The sequence below is a fragment of the Comamonas sp. Z1 genome (assembly GCF_008121555.1).
Classification (GTDB): domain Bacteria; phylum Pseudomonadota; class Gammaproteobacteria; order Burkholderiales; family Burkholderiaceae_C; genus Comamonas; species Comamonas thiooxydans.
In genome coordinates this window covers 562,020-588,572 of sequence record NZ_VOQT01000002.1, presented here as the reverse complement: position 1 = coordinate 588,572, position 26,553 = coordinate 562,020, and the positions used below count along the sequence as shown (strand labels likewise).

27 protein-coding genes are annotated in these 26,553 nt (G+C 62.3%); 16 read left to right on the top strand and 11 right to left on the bottom strand.

Annotation, left to right across the window (positions count from 1 at the left end; all coding sequences use genetic code 11):
• Nucleotides 1-30 precede the first annotated feature (30 nt).
• The 3 genes from rpe to speE all read left to right on the top strand — a co-directional run bounded on the left by rpe (nt 31) and on the right by speE (nt 2,995).
• Nucleotides 31-711 (top strand): ribulose-phosphate 3-epimerase, encoded by a 681-nt coding sequence (gene rpe, locus FSY45_RS06085; protein WP_012840118.1) that lies wholly within the window; start codon nt 31-33, stop codon nt 709-711.
• A gap of 196 nt (nt 712-907) precedes the next feature.
• Nucleotides 908-1,591 carry a phosphoglycolate phosphatase gene (locus FSY45_RS06080; protein WP_046461616.1) on the top strand — a complete coding sequence of 228 codons (684 nt, stop codon included), beginning with the start codon at nt 908-910 and terminating at the stop codon, nt 1,589-1,591.
• A 138-nt stretch (nt 1,592-1,729) separates the two neighbouring features.
• The gene (speE, locus tag FSY45_RS06075; protein WP_046461617.1) at nt 1,730-2,995 is read left to right on the top strand and encodes a polyamine aminopropyltransferase; all 1,266 of its coding nucleotides are present in this window, start codon (nt 1,730-1,732) and stop codon (nt 2,993-2,995) included.
• Between the two features lies 1 nt (nt 2,996).
• Here speE and FSY45_RS06070 read toward each other — a convergent pair whose 3' ends face one another.
• A complete protein-coding gene (locus FSY45_RS06070; protein WP_046461618.1) occupies nt 2,997-3,602 on the bottom strand; it encodes a chalcone isomerase family protein in 606 nt (201 codons plus the stop codon).
• Nucleotides 3,603-4,047: 445 nt separating this feature from the next.
• On the opposite strand from FSY45_RS06070, the gene trpE reads away from it, so the two are divergent.
• The 6 genes from trpE (at nt 4,048) to trpC (ending at nt 8,565) form a co-directional block, all read left to right on the top strand.
• Nucleotides 4,048-5,547 carry an anthranilate synthase component I gene (trpE, locus tag FSY45_RS06065; protein WP_046461699.1) on the top strand — a complete coding sequence of 500 codons (1,500 nt, stop codon included), beginning with the start codon at nt 4,048-4,050 and terminating at the stop codon, nt 5,545-5,547.
• Complete coding sequence (locus FSY45_RS06060) at nt 5,544-5,873, top strand: chorismate mutase (protein WP_003068340.1); 330 nt, start codon at nt 5,544-5,546, stop codon at nt 5,871-5,873. The genes trpE and FSY45_RS06060 overlap by 4 nt, the downstream gene beginning before the upstream one ends.
• Before the next feature lie 4 nt (nt 5,874-5,877).
• Nucleotides 5,878-6,459: an aminodeoxychorismate/anthranilate synthase component II gene (locus FSY45_RS06055; RefSeq protein ID WP_046461619.1), complete on the top strand. Its 582-nt coding sequence runs from the start codon at nt 5,878-5,880 to the stop codon at nt 6,457-6,459.
• 111 nt (nt 6,460-6,570) lie between these two features.
• Nucleotides 6,571-7,614, top strand: coding sequence for an anthranilate phosphoribosyltransferase (gene trpD, locus FSY45_RS06050; RefSeq protein ID WP_122974798.1), 1,044 nt, complete (start codon nt 6,571-6,573; stop codon nt 7,612-7,614).
• Nucleotides 7,611-7,772: a hypothetical protein gene (locus FSY45_RS27780; protein WP_187427534.1), complete on the top strand. Its 162-nt coding sequence runs from the start codon at nt 7,611-7,613 to the stop codon at nt 7,770-7,772. Before trpD ends, FSY45_RS27780 begins: the two co-directional genes overlap by 4 nt.
• The gene (trpC, locus tag FSY45_RS06045) at nt 7,765-8,565 is read left to right on the top strand and encodes an indole-3-glycerol phosphate synthase TrpC (RefSeq protein ID WP_003068349.1); all 801 of its coding nucleotides are present in this window, start codon (nt 7,765-7,767) and stop codon (nt 8,563-8,565) included. Before FSY45_RS27780 ends, trpC begins: the two co-directional genes overlap by 8 nt.
• A 21-nt stretch (nt 8,566-8,586) precedes the next feature.
• Here the strand turns inward: trpC and FSY45_RS06040 are convergent, their stop codons facing one another.
• Complete coding sequence (locus FSY45_RS06040) at nt 8,587-8,991, bottom strand: winged helix-turn-helix domain-containing protein (RefSeq protein WP_046461700.1); 405 nt, start codon at nt 8,989-8,991, stop codon at nt 8,587-8,589.
• A 172-nt stretch (nt 8,992-9,163) separates the two neighbouring features.
• Between FSY45_RS06040 and FSY45_RS06035 the strand changes: the two genes are divergently transcribed.
• On the top strand, nt 9,164-9,901 hold the full coding sequence (locus FSY45_RS06035; RefSeq protein ID WP_046461620.1) for a uracil-DNA glycosylase: 738 nt from the start codon (nt 9,164-9,166) through the stop codon (nt 9,899-9,901).
• A 20-nt stretch (nt 9,902-9,921) separates the two neighbouring features.
• Here FSY45_RS06035 and FSY45_RS06030 read toward each other — a convergent pair whose 3' ends face one another.
• The 4 genes from FSY45_RS06030 to FSY45_RS06015 form a co-directional block, all read right to left on the bottom strand.
• Entirely contained in the window at nt 9,922-10,848 is a 927-nt protein-coding gene (locus tag FSY45_RS06030; RefSeq protein WP_223305687.1) for a DMT family transporter, read from the bottom strand.
• Between the two features lie 103 nt (nt 10,849-10,951).
• Nucleotides 10,952-11,806 (bottom strand): Wzz/FepE/Etk N-terminal domain-containing protein, encoded by an 855-nt coding sequence (locus FSY45_RS06025; protein ID WP_046461621.1) that lies wholly within the window; start codon nt 11,804-11,806, stop codon nt 10,952-10,954.
• A 126-nt stretch (nt 11,807-11,932) separates the two neighbouring features.
• On the bottom strand, nt 11,933-13,021 hold the full coding sequence (gene queA / locus FSY45_RS06020) for a tRNA preQ1(34) S-adenosylmethionine ribosyltransferase-isomerase QueA (protein WP_046461622.1): 1,089 nt from the start codon (nt 13,019-13,021) through the stop codon (nt 11,933-11,935).
• A gap of 87 nt (nt 13,022-13,108) precedes the next feature.
• A complete protein-coding gene (locus FSY45_RS06015) occupies nt 13,109-14,320 on the bottom strand; it encodes an HD-GYP domain-containing protein (protein ID WP_034362846.1) in 1,212 nt (403 codons plus the stop codon).
• Nucleotides 14,321-14,468: 148 nt separating this feature from the next.
• Here FSY45_RS06015 and recG point away from each other — a divergent pair, with 148 nt between their 5' ends.
• From recG to ubiA, 5 genes are all read left to right on the top strand, one after another.
• The gene (gene recG, locus FSY45_RS06010) at nt 14,469-16,652 is read left to right on the top strand and encodes an ATP-dependent DNA helicase RecG (protein WP_148747960.1); all 2,184 of its coding nucleotides are present in this window, start codon (nt 14,469-14,471) and stop codon (nt 16,650-16,652) included.
• Nucleotides 16,653-16,794: 142 nt separating this feature from the next.
• Nucleotides 16,795-17,760, top strand: coding sequence for a LysR substrate-binding domain-containing protein (locus FSY45_RS06005; protein ID WP_003068373.1), 966 nt, complete (start codon nt 16,795-16,797; stop codon nt 17,758-17,760).
• 66 nt (nt 17,761-17,826) lie between these two features.
• On the top strand, nt 17,827-18,363 hold the full coding sequence (locus FSY45_RS06000; RefSeq protein ID WP_003068377.1) for a Dps family protein: 537 nt from the start codon (nt 17,827-17,829) through the stop codon (nt 18,361-18,363).
• Between the two features lie 99 nt (nt 18,364-18,462).
• Entirely contained in the window at nt 18,463-19,311 is an 849-nt protein-coding gene (locus FSY45_RS05995) for a phosphatase PAP2 family protein (RefSeq protein WP_046461624.1), read from the top strand.
• Nucleotides 19,312-19,361: 50 nt separating this feature from the next.
• Nucleotides 19,362-20,243, top strand: a complete 882-nt coding sequence (gene ubiA / locus FSY45_RS05990; protein WP_046461625.1) for a 4-hydroxybenzoate octaprenyltransferase — start codon at nt 19,362-19,364, stop codon at nt 20,241-20,243.
• An 85-nt stretch (nt 20,244-20,328) separates the two neighbouring features.
• On the opposite strand, the gene proC is transcribed toward ubiA, so the two are convergent.
• A complete protein-coding gene (proC, locus tag FSY45_RS05985; protein ID WP_046461701.1) occupies nt 20,329-21,168 on the bottom strand; it encodes a pyrroline-5-carboxylate reductase in 840 nt (279 codons plus the stop codon).
• A 70-nt stretch (nt 21,169-21,238) separates the two neighbouring features.
• Nucleotides 21,239-22,417: an esterase-like activity of phytase family protein gene (locus tag FSY45_RS05980; RefSeq protein ID WP_046461626.1), complete on the bottom strand. Its 1,179-nt coding sequence runs from the start codon at nt 22,415-22,417 to the stop codon at nt 21,239-21,241.
• A 100-nt stretch (nt 22,418-22,517) separates the two neighbouring features.
• On the opposite strand from FSY45_RS05980, the gene aqpZ reads away from it, so the two are divergent.
• The gene (aqpZ, locus tag FSY45_RS05975) at nt 22,518-23,216 is read left to right on the top strand and encodes an aquaporin Z (RefSeq protein ID WP_003068393.1); all 699 of its coding nucleotides are present in this window, start codon (nt 22,518-22,520) and stop codon (nt 23,214-23,216) included.
• Nucleotides 23,217-23,326: 110 nt separating this feature from the next.
• Here the strand turns inward: aqpZ and glpK are convergent, their stop codons facing one another.
• From glpK to FSY45_RS05960, 3 genes are read right to left on the bottom strand one after another with little or no spacing between them, the layout of a single operon-like run.
• A complete protein-coding gene (glpK, locus tag FSY45_RS05970; protein ID WP_046461627.1) occupies nt 23,327-24,823 on the bottom strand; it encodes a glycerol kinase GlpK in 1,497 nt (498 codons plus the stop codon).
• A gap of 14 nt (nt 24,824-24,837) precedes the next feature.
• Complete coding sequence (locus FSY45_RS05965) at nt 24,838-25,317, bottom strand: GNAT family N-acetyltransferase (protein WP_046461628.1); 480 nt, start codon at nt 25,315-25,317, stop codon at nt 24,838-24,840.
• Complete coding sequence (locus FSY45_RS05960) at nt 25,314-26,078, bottom strand: DeoR/GlpR family DNA-binding transcription regulator (protein WP_003068405.1); 765 nt, start codon at nt 26,076-26,078, stop codon at nt 25,314-25,316. The genes FSY45_RS05965 and FSY45_RS05960 overlap by 4 nt, the downstream gene beginning before the upstream one ends.
• Between the last annotated feature and the right edge of the window lie 475 nt (nt 26,079-26,553).

Below are 26,553 nucleotides of genomic sequence, written 5' to 3'. Positions count from 1 at the left end.
AGCTAATGGTAACTGCGACAATTGCAATCCATGAGCCCCACCTACCGTATTGCCCCCTCCATCCTGTCAGCCGACTTCGCCCGTCTGGGTGAAGAAGTGCGTAATGTCATTGCGGCCGGCGCCGACTGGATCCACTTTGACGTGATGGACAACCATTACGTGCCGAATCTGACCTTCGGCCCCATGATCTGTCAGGCTTTGAAACCCCATTCGGTCACACCCGATGGCAAGCCCGTGCCCATCGACGTGCATCTGATGGTGCAGCCCGTGGACGATCTCGCCACGGCCTTTGCCAAGGCAGGAGCGGACTACATCAGCTTTCACCCCGATGCATCGCAGCATGTGCACCGCAGTGTTCAGAACATCAAGGCCCACGGCTGCAAGGCCGGTCTGGTGTTCAATCCCGCCGCGTCGCTGGAGGTGCTGGACTGGATGATCGAAGACATCGACCTGATCCTCTTGATGAGCGTGAACCCCGGTTTCGGCGGTCAAAGCTTTATTGATAGCACGCTGCGTAAGATCGAAAAGGCCCGCAAGTTGATCGATGCTTCTGGCAAAGACATTCGCCTGGAAGTGGACGGCGGCATCAAGGAAGCCAATATCCGCGCCGTGGCCGATGCCGGTGCCGACACCTTTGTGGCTGGCAGCGCCATCTTCGGCAAGCCGGATTACAAGGCTGTCATCGACACCATGCGCAAGAATCTTGCCTGACTCCCGCTTAAGGTGCTGCGCCCCGCAGCTCCTTTGCATTGAGGCGGCGAAGCCGCCCAGGTCTGGCTCGCTGTCCTGGCTTCGGCTGCGCTCGATGCAAGAGCGCGGCTATTGGAGTCGGGGTATGAAAGTTTTAGTGTTTTTGGCTGCAAGCCCAATATTGAAAAGCGCATGCAGCTATTGAATTAATAGTTGTATGAAGCTGAATCTGCCTGCTCCCGCCGCCGCCCTGGAACTGGATGCCGTCATGGTCGACCTCGATGGCACCATGGTGAATACGCTGGGCGACTTTGCCGAAGCGCTCAACCGTATGCTGGCCGATCTGCAACTGCCGGCCATAGCGCCGCAGATCATCGAGAACATGGTGGGCAAGGGCAGCGAGCATCTGATCCGCTCCGTGCTGGCGCATGTGGAGGCGCCGGACATCGATGCCCTGTATCCCCGCGCCTGGCAGCGTTATGAGCACCATTACCTGACCATCAACGGCCAGTTTGCCGATGTCTATCCGGGCGTGGCCGAAGGTCTGCAGGCACTCCAGTCCCTGGGGCTGCGCATGGCCTGCCTGACCAACAAGCCTTTGTCCTTTGCCCAGCCCCTGCTGGCCGCCAAGGGGCTGGACGGCTTTTTCGACTGCGTGTTCGGTGGCGACTCCTTCCCGCGCAAAAAGCCCGACCCCATGCCGTTGGTCGAAACCTGCAAGGCCTTGGGCAGCGAACCCGCACGCACGCTGATGGTGGGCGACTCCAGCAACGATGCCCAGGCCGCCCATGCCGCTGGCTGTCCGGTGGTGCTGATGACCTACGGCTACAACCACGGTCAGCCCATCACGGCGGTCGAGGCCAGGGCCCATCTGGATTCGCTGGAGCAGCTTGTGGTGTGATGCCGTCTGTTGGCCCGCATATCTGGCAAGAAAGAGTGCGGATAAGCATATTTGCTAGAGTCATTTGCTTTGTTTGAACCCATGTCGGCTCGTGCATCGCCTTGCAGCCGGCAGAGAACGAAGGAGGACTCACGCCACATGCACGGATTGCACCTGACTGCCGACCTTTACCAATGCGCAGGCCATGAGCGCTACATGCTCGATGCCGACGCCATCGCCGGGCTTTGCCGCGAACAGACCGCTGCCTCGGGGCTGACCCTGGTGGATGACACCTGGGTGAAGTTTCCGCCCTATGAAGGCCAGCCCGGCGGGGTGACGGGTACGGTGCTGCTGGCGGAGTCCCATCTGGCCATACATACCTGGCCCGAGACGGGCAGTGTCACCATTGACGTCTATGTGTGCAATTTCTCCGCCGACAACTCGGGCAAGGCCCGCCGTCTGATGGAAGGCGTGATCGAGGCTTTTGCGCCCAAAAAGGTGCTGCGCCAGCAATTGATGCGCGGAGACATCGGCATGGCGCAGCTGGCAGACAATGACGTGGACCCTGCACCCGAGCCCGAATCCGGCTGGGCCCTGGAGCAGCTCGCGCCCCATGCACGCTTTGGCTATCGCGCCACGTCGTTGCAGACGCTGCAGACCCCATACCAGAAGCTGGAGCTGCTGCAGACGCCGCAGTTCGGCAAGGTGCTGCGTCTCGATGATCGCTTCATGACCTCCGAGGGCGAGGAGTTCTTCTATCACGAGGCCCTGGTGCACCCGGCCGCCATGGCCCACCCCGCGCCGCGCAAGGCCTTGATTCTGGGCGGCGGCGACGGTGGTGCCGTGGAGGAGTTGCTCAAGCATCCGAGCATCGAGCGCGTGGTGCTGGCTGAGCTGGACGAGGCCGTGGTGCATTTTTCGCGCCAGCATCTGCATGCCGTGCATCGCGGCGCACTCGATGATGCCCGTGTTGAAGTCTGCATAGGCGACGGTCTGGCCCTGATGGAGGCAACCGATGAGCGCTTTGATCTGGCACTGATGGATCTGACCGACCCCGACACGCCAGCCAGCGCCTTGTACGCGCCCGACTCGCTGGCACGCATGAAGCGCGTGCTGGCGCCGGGCGGCGCGCTGGTGCTGCATCTGGGCAGCCCTGTCTTCCACGGTCCGCAGGTGGCAGAGCTGGTGCGCAGCCTGCGTCAGCAGTTTGCCGTGGTGCGCTGCTACGGCCTCTATATTCCGCTTTACGGCGCTTACTGGGGGCTGGCCGTGGCCTCCGATGAGCTGGATCCGCTGGAGCTGAAGGCGCAGCAAGTGGCCGAGCGCCTCAGGCAGCGCAAGGTGCGGGATCTGCAGTACTACAACGAGCAGGTGCACGGCGCGCTGCTTGCGCTGCCCAACTATTACCGCGAGCTGCTCAAGTGAGTCAGCCAGCCTCGCCCAGCAGCGCTTTCTTGAGCTGCTGATCGGCGGGCCTGGGCCCGAGCCAGATGCCCAACAGGGCATTGAAGAACTCGGGCTCCTTGAAAGCCTCGCCCTGAGGCTGGCCCTTGACGGTCACGATGGCGCCCTGGCCGGGCAGCCAGTCCACCATGAAGCTCTCGCCCGCAAGCAGTTTTTTGTGCTGGGTGAAGATCTCGCTCATGCGCATCACCCCCGGAATCAGCTTGGAGAAGGCGGCCCGCTCCATATTGTCTTCCATGCCGCGCGAGAACAGCTTGCCAAGCTCGGCCGAGTCGATATCGCGCAGCATGGTCACGCTGATGCGCTTGGGGCCGGGCTGGGCGGCGATTTCCTGCAGGCTGCGTGCCGGTTTTTCCAGATACAGGCCGGCGGTATAGACCTTGAAAACGGCCTTGTAGCGGGTGCCTGCGCCATTGAGTTCCAGCGTCCTGCCTTGGGATTGCAAGCTGGGGGCATAGATGACACCATGAAGTTTCACGGGCTCGGAGGGCATGCCTTGTGCCTGAGCGGCCGGGCAGGCAAGAGCGGCTGCCAGCAGCAGGGCTGGCATCAAACGGGCACTGGGCATGGCTGTCTCCTCGTGATTTCCGGCCGAGCAGTTCTGGTGACCGCTTCGCTTTGCGCGCCGTGGGCCCGCGTTCCGGTGAAAACGGTATGTTTGTTTTTGCCCGTGATTGCCGCAATCAGGTCTGTCCCCAGCATGGAAGTCATTGCATGGCATCGGAGCGTCATTGTTTGCGCGGCGGCGCTATGCGCTACACTGTCCGCATCATGTTCATTCATCGCACGTTCAATGCAGGTTGTGGAGACCGGGGAGCCTGGCCCTGGCGTAAGCCTGCACATCCGAACTGCTGAAGCACCCGGCACGAGCCCGGCGTGCACCCCGCGGCCCCATGCGTTGCATACTTCGGGCCAATTGGAATGAACCGGCGCATCCTTTCTTCAAACGCGTCATCTGCCCGTAATCAATCCGTGCAGATGCACCATGCGCCATGACTCCCGGAGCTTCTCCCGTGATCACGGAACTGGAATTCAAATCGCTTGCAGCCCAAGGCTATAACCGCATCCCGCTGCTGATCGAGGCCTTTGCCGACCTCGAAACCCCGCTCTCCCTCTATCTCAAGCTGGCCCATGCCAATGGTGACGGCAAGTACAGCTTCTTGCTGGAATCCGTCGTCGGCGGCGAGCGCTTCGGCCGCTACAGCTTCATCGGCCTGCCGGCACGCAGCTTTGTGCGCGCCTCGGGCTTTGGCACTGAAGCCAAGACCGAAGTCGTGACAGATGGCAAGGTGGTGGAGACAGCCGGCGGCAATCCGCTGGACTTCATCGCGGCCTATCAGCAGCGCTTCAAGGTGGCCGTCACGCCCGGCATGCCGCGCTTTTGCGGCGGCCTGGCCGGCTATTTCGGCTATGACGCCGTGCGCTACATCGAGAAAAAGCTGGAGAACAGCTGCCCGCCCGACAGCCTGGGCACGCCCGACATCATGCTGCTGCAGTGCGAAGAGGTCGCCGTCATCGACAACCTCTCGGGCAAGCTCTATCTCATCGTCTACGCCAACCCCGGCGAGGCCGAAGCCTATACCCGCGCCAAGAAGCGTCTGCGCCAGCTCAAGGACCAACTGCGCTATTCCGTCAGCGCGCCGCAGATCCGCGCCGGCGAGAGCTATCCCGCAGAGCGCAGCTTCGACAAGCAGGACTATCTGGACGCCGTGCAAAAGGCCAAGGAGCTGATCGCGGCGGGCGACTTCATGCAGGTGCAGGTGGGCCAGCGCATTCACAAGCGTTTCACGGCCTCGCCGCTGTCGCTGTACCGCGCGCTGCGCTCGCTCAATCCCAGCCCCTATATGTACTTCTACCATTTCGGAGATTTCCATGTGGTGGGAGCCAGCCCGGAGATTCTGGTGCGCCAGGAGCGCACGCCCGACGGCCAGAAGGTCACGATTCGACCCCTGGCCGGCACTCGTCCGCGCGGCAATACGGTGGAGGCCGACAAGACCACCGAGCAGGAGCTGATTGCCGATCCCAAGGAGCGTGCCGAGCATGTGATGCTGATCGATCTGGCGCGCAACGATATCGGCCGCATTGCCAGGACCGGCAGCGTCAAGGTGACCGAAGCCTTTGCCGTGGAACGCTACAGCCATGTCATGCATATCGTGAGCAATGTGGAAGGCATCTTGCAGGACGGCATGGACAATATGGACGTCTTCAAGGCCACCTTCCCTGCAGGCACGCTGACGGGCGCTCCCAAGGTGCATGCCATGGAAGTCATCGACCGGCTCGAGCCCAGCAAGCGCGGCATCTACGGCGGTGCCTGCGGCTATCTGAGCTTTGCCGGCGACATGGATCTGGCGATTGCGATCCGTACCGGCGTCATCAAGGACAACGTGCTCTATGTGCAGGCCGCTGCCGGCGTGGTGGCCGACTCCGTGCCCGAGCTGGAATGGAGAGAAACCGAGCACAAGGCCCGCGCCCTGTTGCGCGCCGCAGAACTGGTTGAGGAAGGTCTGGAATGAGCCAAGCCATTGATCTGGTGCAGCACTGCACCACCATGGAAGATGTGCGCCGCAATGTGAATGCGCTCGACGATGTACTGGTGCCGCTGCTGGTCACGCGCATCGGCTATATGCAGCAGGCGGCGCGCATCAAGGGGGACGTGGGCCAGGTGCGCGATGAGGCGCGCATCGAAGCCATCGTCAGCCGCGTGCGTGAGCGCACGGCGCAGGAAGGCGGCCAGCCCGATGTGATGGAGACCGTCTATCGCGCGCTGATGGAAGCCTGCATCGCCTACGAACACCAGGAATTTGCGCGCCTGCGTGAACCCAAGAAATCAGGGGAGTAAGACCATGAAACTGCTGATGGTCGATAACTACGACAGCTTTACCTACAACATCGTCCAGTACTTTAGCGAGCTGGGCGCTGAGGTGACCGTGGTGCGCAATGACGAAACCACGGTGGCCGAAGTCGAGGCGCTGATCGCGCGCGAAGGCATCGAGCGGCTGGTGATCTCGCCCGGCCCCTGCTCGCCCAACGAGGCGGGCATCTCGGTGGCGGCGATCAAGCATTTCGCGGGCAAGCTGCCGATTCTGGGCGTCTGCCTGGGTCACCAGAGCATCGGCGCGGCCTTTGGCGGCGACATCATCCGGGCGGGCCAGCAGATGCATGGCAAGACCAGCGTGATCAGCACCGACCAGAAGGGCGTATTTGCCGACCTGCCCAGGCAGTTCACGGTCAACCGCTATCACTCTCTGGTCATCGACCGGAACACGCTGCCCGAGTGCCTTGAAATCACGGCGACCAGCGAAGATGGTGAAATCCAGGGGGTTCGCCACCGCGAGCTGGCCATCGAGGGCGTGCAGTTTCACCCCGAGAGCATTCTGACCGAGCACGGCCATGCCATGCTGAAGAACTTTCTCGACCAGAAATAACTGTCGATTTATTGATAGCTGCTAACGTTTGCTACTGCTTGATTTCAGAATGAAAACAATGGGAAATCAAGTGAAGGTAAGCGCAAGCAGCTCCCAAAAACATAGAGAGATATTGCAATGATCACTCCCCAGGAAGCGCTGCAGCGAACCATCGAGCATCGTGAAATCTTCCATGACGAAATGCTGCATCTGATGCGCATGATCATGCGCGGCGAGCTCTCGCCCGTGATGACGGCCTCCATCATCACCGGCTTGCGCGTGAAGAAGGAAACCATTGGCGAGATCTCGGCTGCGGCCGAGGTGATGCGCGAGTTCTCCAACAAGGTGAACGTGCACGACAAGAGGAATCTGGTCGATATCGTCGGCACCGGCGGCGACGGCGCCAACACCTTCAACATCTCCACCTGCTCGACCTTTGTGATTGCGGCAGCGGGCGGCAAGGTGAGCAAGCATGGCGGGCGCAGCGTCAGCAGCAAGTCGGGCAGCGCCGATGCCATGGAGGCGCTGGGCGTCAACATCAACCTCAACGCCGCGCAGATCGCCGATTGCATACGCGATGTGGGCATAGGCTTCATGTTTGCGCCCAACCATCATCCGGCCATGAAGAACGTGGCCCCCGTGCGCAAGGAACTGGGCGTGCGCACCATCTTCAACATCCTGGGTCCGCTCACCAACCCGGCATCCGCGCCCAATATCCTGATGGGCGTGTTCCACGAAGACCTAGTCGGCATTCAGGTGCGTGCCCTGCAGCGCCTGGGAGCCGAGCATGCGCTGGTCGTCTATGGCCGCGACGGCCTGGATGAAATCAGCCTGGGCGCGGGCACGCTGGTCGGCGAGCTCAAGGACGGCGTGGTGCGCGAGTATGAAGTCCATCCCGAGGACTTCGGGCTGCGCATGGCGGGTACGCGCTCGCTCAAGGTCGAGAATCCCGAGGAGTCCAAGGCCATGCTGATGGGCGTGCTGCAGGGGGACCAAGGCCCGGCGCGCGATATCGTCTGTCTCAACTCCGGTGCCGCCCTCTATGCCGCCAATGTGGCCGGCTCTATTGAAGAGGGCCTGGAGCGTGCGCAGAAGGCCATCGATAGCGGCGCGGCACTGGCCAAGCTCAAGGAGCTGGTGGCCTATTCGCAAAAGCTTGGCCAGGCAGCGGCATGAGCCTGCTGGATGCGCCCATCTGGAGCGATGCCGGCACCTGGATCGTGCTGGGCCTCTCCCTGCTGTTCATCGTGGTGGGCATAGGCATGCACCGCGTCATCGTGAAGGTCTTGCGCAGCCCAGCGGATGCCGCCACCAACAAGGAAAACCATGTCTGACATTCTCAAGAAAATCTGCGACGTCAAGGTCCAGGAAGTTGCAGCCGCCAAGAAGGCCGTGCCGTTTGCCGAGATGCGCCGCGATGCGGAAAGCCGTGTCTCCACGCGCGATTTCGTAGGCGCCATCCGAGCCAAGATCGCCAAGGGACAGGCCGGTGTGATCGCCGAAGTCAAGAAGGCCAGCCCCAGCAAGGGCGTGATCCGTCCCGACTTCGATCCTGCCGACATCGCCCAGAGCTATATGGTGGGCGACGGCAAGATCAGTGCGGCCTGCCTGTCGGTGCTGACCGATCGCCAGTTCTTCCAGGGGCAACCAGACTATCTCAAGCAGGCTCGCGCGAGCACGCTGCTGCCGGTGCTGCGCAAGGACTTCATGGTCGACCCCTATCAGATCTACGAATCTCGGGTGATGGGCGCCGACTGCGTGCTCTTGATCGCCGCCTGCCTGGACGATGCGCAGATGGCGGAGATGGAGCAGATTGCGCACAGCCTGGACATGGATGTGCTGGTGGAAGTGCATGACGGCGAGGAGTTGCAGTGTGCTCTCAAGCTCAAGACGCCGCTGGTGGGCATCAACAACCGCAATCTACGCACATTCGAGGTCGATATTCAGACCACGATTGCCCTCAAGAAGGATGTGCCTGCAGATCGCCTGCTGGTGACCGAGTCCGGCATCCTGAGCCGCGACGATGTGAAGACCATGCGTGACGCCGGCATTGACGCCTTCCTGGTGGGCGAGGCTTTTATGCGTGCCCGCGAGCCGGGCGAGGCCCTGGCCCAGTTGTTTCAGTGAGCGATTGGCTGCTGTGCGGGTTCAGCGCAGAACCTGCACATCGGCATCCAGAAAATAGCCGGCACCACGCTTGGTCTTGAGCAGCGTGGGCGCGCGGCTCGATGCTTCGACCTTGCGGCGCAAGCGCAGCATCTGCACATCGATGGCACGGTCAAAGACATCGTCTTCGGCCTGCGTCAGATCCATGATCTGCTCACGACTCATGATTTGCCTGGGACGTTTGAGCAGGGCCAGCAGCAGCGAGAATTCGCTCTTGGTCAGTCCCACCTCATGCCCAGCAGCGCTGATGAGGCTGCGCGAGCGCAGCCTCAGCTCCCAGTCGGCAAACTTGAAGCCCTGGGGACTCAAGGTGAAAGCAGGGCGGGCGCAGGAAAAGAAGGCCTGCGCGGCAGAGGCTTGTGAGTGACTGGCAGAAGATGTGTGCATGAATAACTCCTTGTGAGCCTGAGCCGCCAGATGGTCAGCTATGTTGGAGTCGATTCTTTGCAAATTGTCAGAATGTGTCACTCACTGAAATCAGGTATTTTGAGCCTCGAAATAGGTGAGAACCCTTGAGGAAATCATTCGAGGTGGGCGTGGAAGTTGAGAGAATCCACGCATGAACTTCACTAGCCAGAGCATTAGTGCCAACACCGCTGCGCCTACCCAGTTGATGAGTGCAGATCCGCAGGACTGGCCAGTCTCAACCGGCTGGCAAGCCGTTGTCGACTCTTTCTTTGCAGGGAGCACGGGCCAGAAGCTGCTGCAGTTTTTGCAGCAAAGACTGGATGCCAGCGCCGTGATCTTTCCCCCTGCCCCCTTGAGGGCCCTGGAGCTGACACCGCCAGAGGACGTGCGTGTCGTGATTCTCGGGCAGGACCCCTATCACGGCCGTGGGCAGGCCGAAGGGCTGGCATTCTCGGTTGCCCCCGGGGTGCGCGTTCCGCCCTCGCTGCAGAACATCTTCAAGGAAATGCAGCGCGAGCTGGGCACGCCGTTTCCGGCTTTTCCCCAGCCCGGCGGCAGCCTGGTGAGCTGGGCTCAGCATGGCGTGCTGCTGCTCAATACCAGCCTGACGGTGGAAGAAGGGCAAGCCGCAAGCCATGCCAAAAAAGGCTGGGAAGAGCTGACCGATGCCATCATCCGACATGTCGCCGAGCAGGGGCGGCCCACGGTCTTCATGCTCTGGGGCTCGCACGCCCAGTCCAAGCGTGTGTTCATTCCTCAGGATCGTGGCCATCTGGTGCTGATGAGCAACCACCCTTCACCGTTATCGGCCCTGAGGCCTCCTGTGCCCTTTATCGGTAACGGACACTTCGGCAAGGCCAGGGAGTTCAAGCTCAGACACGGCTATTGAGATGGCCAGATTGGGCTGTCTCAGCGCTTTTCCCTGATTCCAAGCCAGACGCCCGTCAGGCCGCTGAGCGTCACCACCGTCATTCCGAGCAGCGATGTGCTGTCGGGAAGCTGCCCGAAAAACAGCCAGCCCATCAGCATGGCAAAGCCGATCTGGCTGTAGAGGAAAGGCGCCACGGTTGCGGGCGTGGCGTGTGTGTATGCCTGCAGCAGCATCAGGTGGCCAATGCCGCTGCAAAGGCCCATCACAGCTGCTGCCGCGTAGATCTGCCAGTCATCGATGGGCTGCCATACAAAGCCTATGAGAGGCGTAGTCAGCAGCAAGGGCAGCCAGGTCGAGTAAAGCTGGGTGGTTGGAGGTGAATCCAGGCGCGACAGGCGACTTCCGAGGACCTGGTAGGTGGTGCCCGATACCAGCAGACCAACAGGCCACAGAGCGGCCAGGCCCAAGGGCTGTCCATCGTTTTCCGGTCGGACGATGGCAATCACTGCCAGCAGACCGATCACCAGCAGCGACCAACGGGCAGGACTGACCTGCTCTTTGAAAAATAGCGCCGAGGCCACCACGATAAACAGCGGAGCCGCTGACCAGATGGCCGTGAAATTGGCCAAAGGCATGTTCTTTATGCAGAAAAAGGCGCAGACCGTGGTCAACAGCCCCGAGATCGCTCTCAGAAGCTGAAAGCTCAAGTTCCGGGTTCTCAGTGCCGAAAGGCCGTGCCGAGGCAAAACCAGCACGCTGGTGACCAGAGCCTGGGCCGTGAAGCGCAGCCACAAAACCATGAGAACCGGAAGCAGCGTTCCCGTGAACTTGGTGGCGCTATCCAGAACGGCAAACAGCGCACAGGCGAATATGGTGAGCAGAACACCGCGGATGGCAGACTGCGCTGACGGGGAAAGTGTGGGAGAGAGCCAGCCGGGGAACATGTCCGTAGCGATTTGCGACAAGAGAAGCGAGGAATTCTAGGGGGCGAAGTTGTCGGCTTTGGTTGTGACGCCCATAAAAATGCCCGCACTGTTAGGTGCGGGCACTGGATGGGGTGATGAAGGATTACCAGGGCATGGCGTTACGAATACGCGCAATTTTTTCGGCCTGCTCGGTCGAAGACTCCTTGGCGGTGCGCAGCGCTTGCCGGATGAAGACAAACAGCAGCAGCAGGAAACCGGTGCCCACAGCCGCACCAATGGCCAGCATGGACTTCTTGGGCTTGATGGAAAGTTCGGGCAGGGTCGGCATCTGGATCACATCGTCGTTGTCCAGACCTTCAAGGCGACGCTCCATGTCCAGAATCCCCTTTTGGCGATTGCTGTTCGCGGTCAGCAGTTCGCCATAGAGGCGGCTGGTGGCTTCGGTGACACTTTTCCCGGAGGAGAGATTGGCGGAGGTGTCATGCTCCAGCTTGAGCGACTCCTCCAGGCGTGTCTTCTCGGAGGCCAGCTGCACCTCCAGCTGCTTTTTTTCCAGACCGCGTGGCTTGCTCAGGGGAAACAAGGTGTCCAGCAGTGCCTGGTTGAGCTTTTGAGCCGCTTCGGGCGATTTGGCCTGCGTTGAAATATTCAGCAGCTTGTCCTGCTTGCCGACATTGACGGTGATGCGCTTGCTGAGCTTTTTATAGATTTCTTCCTTGGTCAGGCCATCGTCCAGGCCCGCAACAGGGGCAATCTGATGCAGCACGTCAGCAGACATGGCCAGGCTGGCGGCCATGGGGGCGGTAAAGCTGGAGCCGGGACGCTCCACCTGAACCGATGCGCTGCTCTCGTAGGTCTTGGGGATCGCCAGACCGATTCCGTAAGCCGCAATGCCAGCCAATAGCGGGCCGAAAATCAGAATTTTCCAGTTTTCTGCGAGAGTGACCAATAGATCCAGCAGATCCAGCTCTTCATCTTGTGGGGTTTGAACTTCCATCGATTTTTCTAAATGAATAAGCACTTTGACAAAACGATGAAATCTACCACTAAGAAAAGATTGGACCCAGTGTTTCTGTAACTCCTTATGCCAGGAGCCGGCACAGCGGCTCCAATGTGTTGCAGATCAGCGCCGGCGCTCCAGCAGCATGGAGTCTCCATAGCTGAAGAAGCGGTAATGCTGGGCAATCGCATGCTGATACATGCCCATGATGTGCTCATAGCCCGCAAAAGCGCTGACCAGCATCATCAGCGTGCTTTTGGGCAGATGGAAGTTGGTGATCAGCATGTCGACCACCTGGTACTGAAAGCCCGGTGTGATGAAGATGCTGGTGTCGCCGCTGATATTGCCGTACTTGGCCCAGGACTCCAGCGTGCGCACCGTGGTGGTGCCCACGGCAATGATGCGGCCGCCGCGCTGGCGGCAGCGCTCCATGGCGGCCAATGTGGGCAGGGGAATGTCGTACCACTCGCTGTGCATGGTGTGGTCGGCAAGGTTTTCGGTCTTGACGGGCTGGAAGGTGCCGGCTCCCACATGCAGGGTGACGCTGGCGCGCTCCACGCCCTTGGCTTGCAGGGCGGCCAGAACGGTCTCGTCGAAATGCAGGGCGGCGGTCGGTGCGGCTACGGCACCAGGGTGGGCTGCGAACACGGTCTGGTAGCGCTCGCTGTCTTCTTTTTCATCAGGGTCGTGCTCGGCGTTTTGCTGGCGCTCGATATAGGGCGGCAGCGGCAGGTGGCCGAACTGCTCCAGCAATTCATAGGGCGATTCGCCCTGGTTGCCCTTGAAGGAAAGATGGAATAGCGGCCCGTTCTCGTCCGGCCAGCGGCCCAGCAGGGTGGCTTCGAACCCTCCGTTCTTGAGGCCGCCGCAAAGATGGATCTTGGCACCGGGCAAGGGCTTTTTGCTCACGCGCATATGGGCCACGACCTCGTTGTTCTGCAGCACGCGCTCGACCAGCAGCTCGATCTTGCCGCCGCTGGCTTTTTCGCCGAAGACGCGCGCCTTGATGACCTTGGTGTCGTTGAAGACCAGCAGGTCGCCGGGCTGCAGCAGATCGGGCAGTTCGCGGAAGATGCGGTCGGTGGGAGGGAGGCTGCGGCCGTCAAGCAGGCGCGAGGCGCTGCGAACGGCGGTGGGGTGCTGGGCAATCAGGGATTCGGGCAGGTCGAAGTCGAAATCGCTGAGTGTGAATTCACGGGGGCAGGAAGACATGCGGTGCTTGAGGGCCGTACGAGGCCCGTTCCAAGTTCAATCAAACAAGTGGGCGATTGTCGCAAATCGCCATTAGGGCTGCCGGCTTCAGGGCTGAGCAGCGGCTGGATTCCAGAGCTCGTTGAGATTCCTGAAGGGCCAGTCGGCAGGGTCTTCGCGCCCGACTATGCTGTCGTTGGCCAGGGGGCAAGCCAGATCGAGAATCTCGGGTGTGATGCGGCGCTGTTGGCTGAGGCAGTAAAAGCGCCGCACTTTCGGGGTCAGCAAACAGGTCGGCGAGACATCCAGCACTACGGCAAGATGCTGCGACTGCAGCCGCACCAGCGAGCCCAGCGGGTAGATGCCCACCGTCTGGACAAACTGCTCGAAGATGGCCTTGTCGAAATGATGGGGCGCCCATTGCGCCATGCGCTGCAGCGCGATGGCCGGGTGCCAGCCCTGCTTGTAGGGGCGATCCGAGGTGATTGCGTCATAGACATCGCAGACTGCCGTCATGCGCGCCATCAGACTGATCTCGTCCTGCTTCAGTCCGTCGGGATAGCCCGTGCCGTCGACTTTTTCGTGGTGATGCAGGCAGGCGTCGGTAACGGCGTCGTCCAGCCCCTGAGGCAACAGGATTTCGTAGCCCCAGCGAGGGTGGGACTTCATGATGACCCATTCCTCGGCATCCAGCGGCCCAGGCTTGTTGAGAACATCCGGCGGCACTCTGCTTTTACCGATATCGTGCAGCAGGCCTGCGATACCGGCCTGATGCACCTGGTGCTCGTCCAGACCCATGCGGTGTGCCAGACCAATCATCAGCGCGCACACCGCAATGCTGTGCATATAGGAGTAGTTGTCCGCAGTCTTCAGTCGCGCCAGGCTGATCAGGGCGTGGGGGTTGCGCTTGATCGACTCGGCCATCTCGTCGACCAGCAGACCTGAGGCAGGCAGGTCCAGCGGACGGCCCAGGCGAACGTCCTTGAACATGGTCTTGAGCACATCACGTGCTTGCCCAATGATCTGATGGGCCTGCTGCAACTCCACGCTGGTTCTGGTGGGCCGTACCGGCGAGCTGGGCACAGCTTCGTCGCCTGGCGACTCCAAGACTTCTGCGGGCGTGATGTCGGGGGCGATGTCGGCCCCCTTGCCGGTGTCTATCCACACCTGGCGGATGGTGGTGGCAAGCAGGCGTTCCAGGTCCCTGGGCTGATCGAGCAGGAGGCGGGTACGCAAAAAGGGGTGCTCCATCCACGAGCCGCAGAACTCGTGCACAAACATCCCCGGGCGCAGGTGCTCGACATCAACTCGCTTCAACATGGATTTACGAGGAAACACATAGTAACAATTTGAGAATGGTAGCGATTTTGACGTTATTGCGCTGGCGGCAGTTGTTTGCGAACCTGAATATGCTGTATATACATACATTGCTTTCCCTGTCGCGGGGAGTGTAGTCAAGGAGTCTCAGTTGTCTGTGTCAAAAAAGCCTGTTACCGAGCCGAAGTCTGCTGTCAAGCGCGCTGCCGCTCGTGAGAAAAAGGCGGGCATGGACCAGGATGCAGCTCCCAAGAAGACCGTCAGCCCTGCGCAGCAGGCCTTGCAGAAGATGGGATTGACGCGCGATATCGATCTGGCTTTGCATCTGCCGCTGCGCTATGAGGACGAAACCCGCATCGTGCCGCTGAAGAACGCGCGTGATGGCGAGACGGTGCAGATCGAAGCCACGGTCACGCACAGCGAGGTGCAGCTGCGCCCCAGGCGCATGCTCAAGGTCACCGTGGATGACGGCAGCAGCACCTGTCTGCTGACCTTCTTCAGCTTCTATCCGTCGCAGCAAAAGACCATGGCGCCCGGGGCGCGCCTGCGCATTCGCGGCGAGGTCAAGGGCGGTTTCTGGGGGCGGCAGATGATGCACCCTGCATTCCGGGTGGCGGGCGGCGAGCTGCCCACGGCGCTGACACCGGTCTATCCAGCCACTGCCAGTTTGCCCCAGGCCTATCTGCGCCGGGCCATTGCCTCGGCGCTGTTGCGTGCCGATCTGTCCGAGACCTTGCCACCGGGGCAGTCGCCTCCCATTGCGCAGTTCTATGGTCAAAATGGACTGCAGCCGGCATATGACTTGCGCAATGCGCTCATTTTTCTGCACCATCCAACGCCCGATGTGGCCTTGGTCACGCTGGAGGACCATTCCCACCCGGCCTGGCAAAGACTCAAGGCGGAAGAGCTGCTGGCCCAGCAGCTGTCCCAGTACGAGGCCAAGCGCGAGCGCGCCCGCTTGCGCGCGCCCGTGCTCAGGCCGCAGGCCGGCATGGCTGACTTGACCCAGCAGTTTCTGGCGGAACTGCCGTTTGGCCTGACGGGGGCGCAGCAGCGAGTGGTGGGAGAGATTCGAGCCGATATGGAACGCCGTATTCCCATGCATCGTTTGCTGCAGGGCGATGTGGGCTCGGGCAAGACGGTGGTGGCAGCACTGTCTGCCGTGGCCTGTATCGAGGCCGGCTGGCAATGCGCGTTGATGGCTCCGACCGAAATCCTGGCCGAGCAGCATTTCGGCAAGCTGGTCGGCTGGCTGGAGCCGATTCTGGCGCCGCTGGGCAAAAAGGTCGCCTGGCTGGCCGGCGCCCAGAAAAAGAAGGAGCGCGCCGCGATGCTGGCGCTGGTGGAAAGCGGCGAGGCGGCGCTGGTCGTGGGCACGCATGCCGTGATTCAGGAGCAGGTGCAGTTCAAGAATCTGGCCCTCGCCGTGATCGACGAGCAGCACCGCTTTGGCGTGGCCCAGCGTCTGGCGCTTCGGCAAAAGCTCGCGGCCACGGGAATGGAGCCACATTTGCTGATGATGAGCGCCACACCGATTCCCCGTACCTTGGCCATGAGCTATTACGCCGACCTCGATGTCTCCACCATCGACGAGCTGCCGCCAGGGCGCACGCCTATCGTCACCAAGCTGATCTCGGACAGCCGCAAGGACGAGGTGATCGAGCGCATCGGTGCCCAGGTCGCCAGAGGGCGTCAGGTCTATTGGGTCTGCCCGTTGATCGAGGAGAGCGAAGCGCTGGATCTGTCGAATGCCACGGCTACCCATGAATATTTGAGCGAAATGCTGCCTGGTGTCATGGTGGGTCTGCTGCACTCGCGCATGCCCACGGCCGAGAAAAAGGCCGTGATGGAGCTGTTTTCTGCCGGCGTCATGGGAGTGCTGGTATCCACCACGGTGATCGAGGTGGGTGTGGACGTGCCCAATGCCTCGTTGATGGTCATTGAACACTCGGAGCGTTTCGGCCTCTCGCAGCTGCACCAGTTGCGCGGCCGTGTGGGGCGCGGCGCTGCAGCCTCGGCCTGTGTGCTGCTGTATTCGGTCAATGACAACGGGCGCCTGTCCGATACAGGCAAGGAACGCCTGCGGGCCATGGCCGAGACCAATGACGGTTTCGAGATCGCGAGGCGGGATCTGGAGATTCGCGGCCCGGGCGAGTTTCTCGGCGCTCGGCAGTCGGGTGCACCCATGTTGCGCTTTGCCGATCTCGAGCAGGACGTGATGCTGCTGGACTGGGCGCGCGAGCTGGCACCGCTTATGCTTGAGCAGTTTCCTGCGCTGGCTGCACGCCATGTCAGCCGCTGGCTGGGTGGAAAGGCCGAATATTTGAAGGCCTGAAATACCCAAATCTGCGTTTGAAGACGTAAAGAGTTACGTTTTTGCAGGAATATATGTAATCTTTTGCCTTGGCAATTTGTGATTGAATGCAAAAACAGGATGAATCAATGCTGTTATTGAGAATCCCAAAGACCCCCTCTCTATGACTCTTACCGAATTGAAGTACATCGTGGCCGTTGCGCGGGAAAAGCACTTTGGCCGCGCCGCCGAAGCATGCTATGTGTCCCAGCCTACGCTGTCCGTGGCGATCAAGAAGCTGGAGGAAGAGCTGGATGTCAAGATTTTCGAGCGCAGTGCCGGTGAAGTCTCGGTGACCTCGCTGGGCGAGGAGATCGTGCGCCAGGCCCAAAGCGTGCTCGAGCAGGCCAATGAGATCAAGGAAATTGCCAAGCGTGGCAAGGACCCGCTGTCAGGCGTTCTGACCCTGGGCGTGATCTACACCATAGGCCCCTATCTGCTCCCCGATCTGGTGCGCAACTCCATCAATATGACGCCGCAGATGCCGCTGATGTTGCAGGAGAACTTCACCGTCAAGTTGCTGGAGATGCTGCGCACGGGCGAGATTGACTGCGCCATCATGGCCGAGCCCTTCCCCGATACCGGTCTGGCACTGGCTCCGCTGTACGACGAGCCCTTCATGGCCGCCGTGCCCAGCACCCACCCGCTGGCGCAGAAGAAAAGCCTGTCCACCACGGATCTCAAGAACGAGACCATGCTGCTGCTGGGCGCGGGTCACTGCTTCCGCGACCATGTGCTTGAGGTCTGCCCCGAATTCGCGCGCTATGCCAGCAACTCCGAGGGCATTCGCCGCACCTTCGAAGGCTCCTCTCTCGAAACCATCAAATATATGGTGGCCGCCGGCATGGGCGTGACCCTGGTGCCGCGACTGTCCGTGCCCGAGGATGCACTGGCTCCCATTGAGCGCCGTCGCCGCGCCGATGAGCCTCATATTCGCTATCTTCCGATTCATGAGGAAGACGGCATTGCGCCGCCCACCCGCCGTGTGGTGCTGGCCTGGCGACGCAGCTTCACGCGCTATGAGGCGATTGCCGCACTGCGCAATGCCGTCTACGCCTGCCCGCTGCCGGGGGTGCAGCGTCTGTCGTAATAAGCGTGGCTTTAGCGGCTCAAAGAGGGCGGGAGCCTGGATTCGTTAAACCTGAAAGGTGAGTGCATGACCAAGCAAGGCAAGGACAAATCGCAGAAACAAAAGTCGGACGCCGCGCCGCAGGTGCCCGCAGGCATCCATATCGGCATCAGCGACGAGGACCGCGCCGCCATCGCCAAGGGGCTGTCGGCGCTGCTGGCCGACACCTATACGCTGTACCTGACCACGCACAACTTCCACTGGAATGTCACGGGGCCCATGTTCAACACGCTGCACACCATGTTCATGGCGCAGTACACCGAGCTGTGGAATGCTGTCGATCCCGTGGCCGAGCGCATCCGCGCACTGGGCCACCATGCACCTGGCTCCTATGCCCAGTTCGGCAAGCTCACCAGCCTGCCCGATGCCCCGGCCCAGCCGCCCAAGGCCCTGGAGATGGTGCGCATCCTGGTGCAGGGCCACGAGGCCGTGGCGCGCACGGCTCGCCAGCTGTTCCCACGTGCCGACAAGGCCGGCGACGAGCCCACGGCCGATCTGCTGACCCAGCGTCTGGCCGTGCACGAGCAGACTGCCTGGATGCTGCGCTCCCTGCTCGAGGAGTGAGCCGCGCCGCGGCAGCAGCTCGTCCCGGTCTTCCCCAAGCCCTGACGGGCTAGCCTCTGGAGGCCCGTCAGGGCTTTTTCGCTTTTGCTTTTGAAAGGAATGTCTGTGTTTTCTGCAGCGACTCCCGTGGTCCTGCTGGCGCAATGGGTGGACAGTCATGTCATCTGGGTGTTGCTGCTGCTACTGCTGGTTGGGGCCTGCATGCTGCGTTGCCGTGCGCAGGGCCGGGCCGAGTGGCTGTGGCAGGACCGCAGCGCGGACTTCAGGCCGGATGGCGGTCGCTTGCTAGCGGTGGCGGCACTGGCCGCTGTGCTTCTGGCCCTGCTGAGCGTCGGCGTGCACCAGTCCCAGTCGGTGCTGCCGCCTCAGGGGCTGATGGCCCTGGACCTGAAGCTGCAGCGCGCGGTGAGCGCGGCCCTGCCGCCCATGCTGCAGCCTCTGGTGCGGGCATGGACCCTGCTCGGGGATTTGCGCGTCATGGGGTTGCTGAGTCTGGTTGTGGGCCTGTGGCTGCTGTGGCGGCGCCAGGGTCTGCAGCTGCTGAGCTGGGTGGTGGCGGTGGCCGGCACCGGACTGTGGGTGCGTTTCATCAAGGGGACCATGCAGCGCGCGCGTCCGCTGGACGGGCTGGTGCATGAGGCCGGCTTCAGCTTTCCCAGCGGCCATAGCGCGGGCACGGCAGCGATTTTCGGCATGCTGGCCTGGCTGGCCGCTCGTCACCTGCCGCGGCGCTGGCGGACTTGGGTCTTTGCGGTGGCCACGCTGCTGGCCCTGAGCACGGGCTTGAGCCGCGTGCTGCTGTCCGTGCACCATGCCAGCGATGTGCTGGCGGGCCTGTGCCTGGGCCTGGGCTGGACGGCCCTGGTGCTCTGGTTGACAGACCGTGTCGAGCATGGGGGCGGCGCCATCGGGCCGCCGCAGGCCGAGGCACAATTGCCGCTGCGCTGATCGTGGCCTGGGGGCCCGGTCGTGATCTCCTGCCTTTCGGAACCCGTCTCATGTCCGCCTCCATCCCTGCTTCGCCGCGCTCCAAGCTGTCGCTGTATCTTGATCTGATCCGCTTCAACCGCCCTGCGGGTTGGCTGGTGCTGGTCTGGCCCACACTGGTGGCACTGTGGGTGGCCGGCCAGGGCTTTCCGGGCTGGCATCTGCTCGTGGTCTTTGTGCTGGGCACGGTGCTGATGCGCAGCGCGGGCTGCACCATCAACGATATTGCCGACCGCGACTTCGACAGGCATGTGAAACGCACCACCCAGCGCCCCATCACCAGCGGCCAGATCTCGGTCAGGGAGGCCGCCATGGTCGGCCTGGTGCTCACGCTGGTGGCCTTCGGCCTGGTGCTGTCCACACGCTGGGAGGCCGTGGCCTGGTCGGTGCCCGCCGTGTTGTTCACGATTCTTTATCCCTTCACCAAGCGCTTTTTTGCCATGCCTCAGGCCTTTCTGGGCATTGCCTTCAATTTCGGCATCGTGATTGCGTTTGCGGCAGTGACGGGCGAAGTCAATGCCACGGCCTGGACGCTGTGGCTGGCGAATATGTTTCTGGTGCTGGCCTATGACACCGAATACGCCATGGTGGACCGCGATGACGATCTCAAGATCGGCATGAAGACCTCGGCCATCACCCTGGGCCGTTTCGATGTCACGGCCATCATGCTGTTCTTTGTCCTGTGCTGGGGGCTGATCGCCTGGGTGCTGGCTCCCTATCAGCTGGGCTGGCCCTTCTGGCTGGGCATGGGCGTGGCAGCAGCCCAGATCGTCTGGCATTTCAGCCTGATCAAGGACCGCACGCGCGAAGGCTGTTTTGTCGCCTTCAGCAAGAGCCACTGGATTGGCGCCGCAATCTTTGCGGGTGTGGCGCTAGGGTTTGCGTTGAAATAGTCCTGTTTTGATAGCTGAAAGCGCTTGACTGATAAGCGATGAATGCCTGAATGACTCAAAAAAAACCGGCCGAGGCCGGTTTTCTTTATTTGCCGAACTCGGCGGCCAGCTCCTGTGCGCGGATCTGAGCCTTGCGCATGGCTTCGATGAAATGCTCGGGCAACTTCTGCTCCTGCATATGAGTGATGGCAGCGTAGGTGGTACCGCCCTTGCTGGTCACGCGCTGGCGCAGCACTTCGGCGCTTTCGCTGGAGCGTGCCGCCAGTTCCGAGCCGCCCGCAAACGTGGCCACGGCCAGCTTGTAGCTTTGCTCGGCGCTGAGGCCCATGTCGACACCCGCCTGGGTCATGGCTTCGAGGAACAGGAATACATAGGCCGGGCCGGAGCCGGAGATGGCCGTCACGGCATCCAGATGGGCTTCCTTGTCCACCCAGCTGAGTTCGCCGGTGCTGCCGATTACGGTCTCGATCAGGGCCTTGCCCTGGACATCGACCTCGGGGCGGGCGAACAGGCCCGTCATGCCCTTGCCCACCAGGGCCGGTGTATTGGGCATGGCGCGCACGATGCGGTGGGTGCCGGTCCAGGCCGCAATGCTGTCGGTGGTGATGCCGGCCGCCACGCTCAGGTGCAGGGCGTGGCGGGTGTGGGCGGCAACGGGAGCAGCCGCTTCCTTGAAGCTCTGGGGCTTGACGGCCCAGACCACCAGCTGGGCGCTTTGCAGGGCCTCGGTGGCGGCGGGCAGGGCGTCGATGCCGAAGCTGGTCTTGATCGCAGCGCGCGTGGCTTCAAAAGGCTCGACCACGGTGATGCTGCTGGCCGGAACGCCCTGGCGGATCAGGCCGCCGATGATGGCGCTGGCCATATTGCCGCCGCCGATAAAGGCGATGGGAGGGAAAACGGAGGTCGAGTGGTCGGTCTGGCTCATGATGGTTCGATTCGCTTTGCGATGCAGCAAGTGGGCAAGCCTGTATTCGGATTCCAGGCGCAGAACGGCACTATAAACCTGCGCCGCAGCGGCCGCGCTCCTCGCTCAATGCGATGAACTGGGTGACTTCGGCGGGATTGAAGTTGTTGTCGCTGACCAGCAGCAGCACGCGTCGGCCGTCGGGCAGCAGCGGTCCCCAGCTCATGCCCTCCAGGTTGTCCACGGACTGCAGGCCGGCATCGGCCAGGTCCAGCAGCAATTCCTTGTCTGCAGGGCGGTAGCTGCCCGGCACGAGCCGGGTTTGGCCCAGCGTATCGCTGCTTGCGTCGGCACGGGTGCTGATGCGGTAGATGCGGGCGCCGAATCGAAGCGGTGGCGCAAAGGAGCGCTCCAGCACCAGCAGGTGTTCAGGGCCGTCGGCCAGCACGGCGCTGATGCCGTTGATGGCACCGTGTTGCAGCCACAGGTCGGCAGGCAGGGCATCGGGCAGATAGCCAAGCTGGCGCGCGGGCTGCTGCGTGCCCATGTCATAGGCGGTGATGCGCACCGGGCCGCCCGAGTGGTCAGCTGCGGGCAGGGCCCCGTCTTGTCTGAGCGCTGCCTCCATGGCCAGCCAGAGCGTTCGGCCATCCTGGCTCAGCGCCAGACCTTCAAGCGTGAAGTTGCTGCGCGGCCCTTGGGTCTTGCTGCTCGGCAGGCGCAGCTCGGGCGGCAGCGGCCATTCGCGCAGCCAGTGTCCATCCTTGCTCGATTGCAGCAATTGCGGGCCGAATCCGCGTGTAAAGTCGCCCTCGCTGCTCCACAGCAGGGACTGTCCTCCCGGCAGCACGCGCAGGGCTTCCGCGTCGGGTGTCGCGATGCCGGGCAGGGGTTGGCGGTGGCTGGGGTAGGGGGCCTGGGCGGGGCTGAGCAGCGGTCGGGCATTTTGCAGCCTGACCTGATGCAGGCCGCTGGCGTCGTATTCGATGCGCGCCGTGTAAAAGCGCGCCGGCCCGTGGGCGGAGCGGTCGTCGCTGACCAGGTAGTACAGATTGCTGCCCGCGTCGTAGTCGATCGAGGACAGGCCGCCCACTGGTGTGTCGGCAAACAGCTTGTCGTGCTGCCAGCGGATTTCCCCAAGCAGGGACCAGGGCCGAGCCTCGGATGTGCTGCAGATGCGGTGGGGTGCGAGCGACGCCGTCGTGCAGGCAGCGAGGCAGGCGCAGATCAACGAGAGGCCCCAAAGGCAGAGCTGTCGTGGATTGTTCACATTTGTGCCTTGTACTTTTCGCTGATCGCTTTCTAAGATGCCAGCATTTCTGTGCCGCGCGGGGCTGCACGGACAACGCCATCGGAAATAGGGAGCAATCATGGCATCCAATGTCAAAAAATGGTCGGCGGAGTTTCTGGGTACTTTCTGGCTGACGTTTGGTGGTTGCGGCAGCGCGGTGCTGGCAGCGGCCTTTCCCGAAGTGGGCATCGGCCTGCTGGGTGTGTCCTTTGCCTTCGGCCTGACGGTGCTGACAGGCGCTTACGCCTTCGGTCCCGTCTCCGGCGGTCACTTCAATCCAGCGGTCTCCGTCGGTCTGGCAGTGGCGGGGCGTTTTCGCTTTGCCGAGCTGCCCGGCTACATCATTGCCCAGGTGCTGGGTGCCATTGTGGCGGCCGCCGCGCTGTATTTCATTGCCAGTGGCAAGGCCGGCGCCCAGGTGGCCGATCTGGCCACCAACGGCTACGGGGATCACTCGCCGGGCAAGTTCAATATGGCGGCGGCGTTGGTGACCGAAGTGGTGCTGACCGCAGTGTTTCTGCTGGTGATCCTGGGCTCCACCACCAAGAAGGCTGCCGTGGGCTTTGCGGGCATGAGCATCGGCCTGTGCCTGACGCTGATCCACCTGATCTCCATTCCCGTGACCAATACCTCGGTCAACCCCGCCCGCAGCACCGGCCCGGCGCTGTTCGGGCCGGCCATCGCGCTGGAGCAACTGTGGCTGTTCTGGCTGGCTCCCATCGTGGGCGCCATCATCGGTGCCGTGATCCACAAGGCGCTGCTGGGTGACGAAGACTGAGCGTTCAACGCGGCTGCTGCACAAGCAAAAAGGGATGCCTTGGCATCCCTTTTTTGATGGCTTTTTTGAGGGCTTGAGCGCTTGCCTGGCCAGCGCCCAGTGCAGCGGCTTTACTGCGCCGTGGTCTGGCGCACGGCCTGTTCCCAGCGCTGCATCAGCTCGTCGGCGCGGTCCTTGCTCAGCGTGGGCAGGAAGCGGCGCTCGGCCTTCCACAAAGCCGACAGCTCCTCGGTGCTCTGATAGACGCCGCTGGACAGGCCGGCCAGATAGGCCGCACCCAGGGCCGTGGTTTCCACGCAGGCCGGGCGCACCACGGGAATGCCCAGCAGGTCGGCCTGGAACTGCATCAGCAGATTGTTCACGCAGGCACCGCCGTCCACGCGCAGCTCGCTGACCGGCGTGCCGCCCGTGGCCACGGCGTCGCGGCTCATGGCGCCGAGCAGGGCCGCACTCTGGTAGGCAATGGATTCCAGGGCCGCGCGAGCGATATGGGCCATCGTCGTGCCGCGCGTCAGCCCGGTGATGGTGCCGCGCGCATCGGGCTTCCAGTAGGGGGCGCCGAGGCCGGTAAAGGCCGGCACCAGCATCACGCCGCCGCTGTCGGGCACGCTTTCGGCCAGTTGCTGTACCTGGCCGCTGTGCTCGATGGCCTGCAGGCCGTCGCGCAGCCACTGCACCACGGCACCGCCGACGAAGACGCTGCCTTCCAGCGCAAACTGGGGCTGGCTGCCCGCCTGGGCGGCCGATGTGGTCAGCAGGCCGTTGCTCGAGGTCTGGAAGCTGCTGCCCGTGTGCATGAGCATGAAGCAACCCGTGCCATAGGTGTTCTTGGCCATGCCGGCGTCGAAGCAGGCCTGGCCGAACAGCGCGCTTTGCTGGTCGCCGGCCACGCCGCCGATCTTGATGGAGCCGCCCAGCACCTCGTCGGCCGTCTGGCCGAAATCGGCGGCAGAGGGCAGGACTTCGGGCATCAGGCCCGCAGGAATGTCGAGCAGGGCCAGCAGATCGGCATCCCACTGGTTGCTGTGCACATTGAAGAGCATGGTGCGGCTGGCATTGCTCACATCGGTGACATGGCGCTTGCCGCCCGTCAGCTGCCAGATCAGCCAGCAATCCACCGTGCCGAAGGCCAGCTCGCCGGCCTGCGCTGCGGCGCGTGCGCCGGGCACGTTGTCCAACAGCCACTTGAGCTTGGTGCCTGAAAAATAGGCATCGATGCGCAGGCCGGTTTTCTGCAGAATGGTGTCGCTGTGGCCGGCTTCGCGCAGTTGCACGCAGGTGGGTTCGGCGCGGCGGTCCTGCCAGACGATGCCATGGTGAATGGGCGCGCCGGTCTTGCGGTTCCAGACGATGGTGGTCTCGCGCTGGTTGGTAATGCCCACCGAGCGGATATCGGCGGCCTTGAGGCCCGCCTTGGCCAGCACCTCCTTGGCGGTGCTCAGCTGGGTGCGCCAGATCTCGCGCGGGTCATGCTCCACCCAGCCCGGCTGCGGGTAGATCTGCGGCAGCTCCAGCTGGGCCGATGCCACGATGCGGCCTTGCGTGTCGAAGACGATGGAGCGGGAGCTGGAGGTGCCCTGGTCCAGGGCGAGCAGATAGGTTGTCATGGGTTGTCCGTGATTCAGAGGGGGAGCACAAAGCGCGCCATTTCGGCCTGCTCGCTCCAGCCCTGCCGGGAGTAAAAGCCGCGCACATAGGAAGGGCGCTCGCGGTTGTTGACCAGCCAGATGCGTATGCAATGGCGCTCGCGCGCAGCCTGGGTGGCTGCGTCCAGCAGCTGCTGGCCCAGGCCTGCACCGCGCGCTGCCTCGGCGACAAACAGCTCGCTCACATAAGCTTCCCATCCTTGCAGCACGGCGACCGGCAGCCAGTGCACGGCGCAGTAGCCGTGAATATGCTGCTGAGCGTCTTGCGCCACCAGCATCAGAGAGCGCTCCGGACCGGCCTGCAGCTCGTCCAGCAGCGCCTGCACGGCCTCGGTGTTCTGGGCGGCAGAATGGGTTTCATAGGCCTTGAACCAGCCTATATCGTGCAGCAGCTGGGCAATGCCTGCTGCATCCTTGGGCAGCGCGGGGCGGATCAGATAGGGGGCAGCATTCATTGGGCGATGGTGCATTGCACCTCGGCATCGCGCAACAGGGCATCGAATGGCGCGGAGGGCGCAACGTCGGTGAACAGGCGGTCGATCTGATTCAGTCGGGCCAGCTCCACCATGGCCTGGCGGCTGAATTTGCTGTGGTCGGCTGCCAGCCAGACTTCGCGCGACTGGCCGATGATGGTCTGGGCCACCTTGACCTCGCGCAGGTCGAAGTCGCGCAGGCTGCCGTCCGATTCGATGGCCGAGATGCCGATCACGGCAATGTCCACCTTGAACTGCCGCATGAAGTCCACGGCCGCCTCGCCGACAATGCCGCGGTCGCGTGTGCGCACCACGCCGCCGGCGACGATGACCTCGCAATCGGCATTGCTGCTGAGGATGGCTGCAACATTGAGGTTGTTGGTGATGACGCGCAGCCCCTTGTGCTGCAGCAGGGCCTGGGCCACCGCTTCGGTGGTGGTGCCGATATTGAGAATCAGCGAGCAGCCGTTGGGAATGGCTTCGGCAATGGCGCGTGCGATGCGCATCTTGCCTTCGGCATGCAATACCTGGCGCTGGGTATGGGCCAGGTTCTCCACGGTGGCGCTGGGCACGCGCACGCCGCCATGAAAGCGCACCAGCAAGCCGGCATCGGCCAGCTTCTGTATGTCTCGGCGCACGGTCTGCAGCGTGACCCCGAGGATTTCTGCCAGTTGCTCCACCGAGGTGGACTGACGGGCGCGGACTTCTTCGACAAGCTGCAACTGGCGGGGATTGCTGTTCATGACTGATGACTGGTTATATAGGTGCTATTGGCGCATGGACGGGCTGCAGGTGAAGAGCTCTATAGGGGAGAGCGCCAGCCGCAGCGGGCAGTGCAGGGATTGTGAGCGAATCCAAACGAACCTCTAATAGGGTGATTTTCTATGGAATTGCCCGGTAAAAAACAAAAATGAATCCACGCCGAGTCTGAAGTCTGACAGCAAGCTGCGGTTATATGTCATCGTGGCGAGTTGTTGCAGCAGTAACAATTGGCGCTGCAAGAAGAATGCAGTTCATGCATTGAGAGTGTGCAAGCGTGCCGATTGCCGATGTTGCGGCCTGACCGGGGTGGCGCTGGGCTAGTGGTTTTGGCTTGAATCGCGCAAAAACGAATCGATATTTGGGATTTGCAATGCACTAAAAGCGAAAAAGAGCGAAAATATTCGATCTGAAATTTGTTCTTTGCTGTGCGCGTCTCATCGCTGGATGATGGCGGCG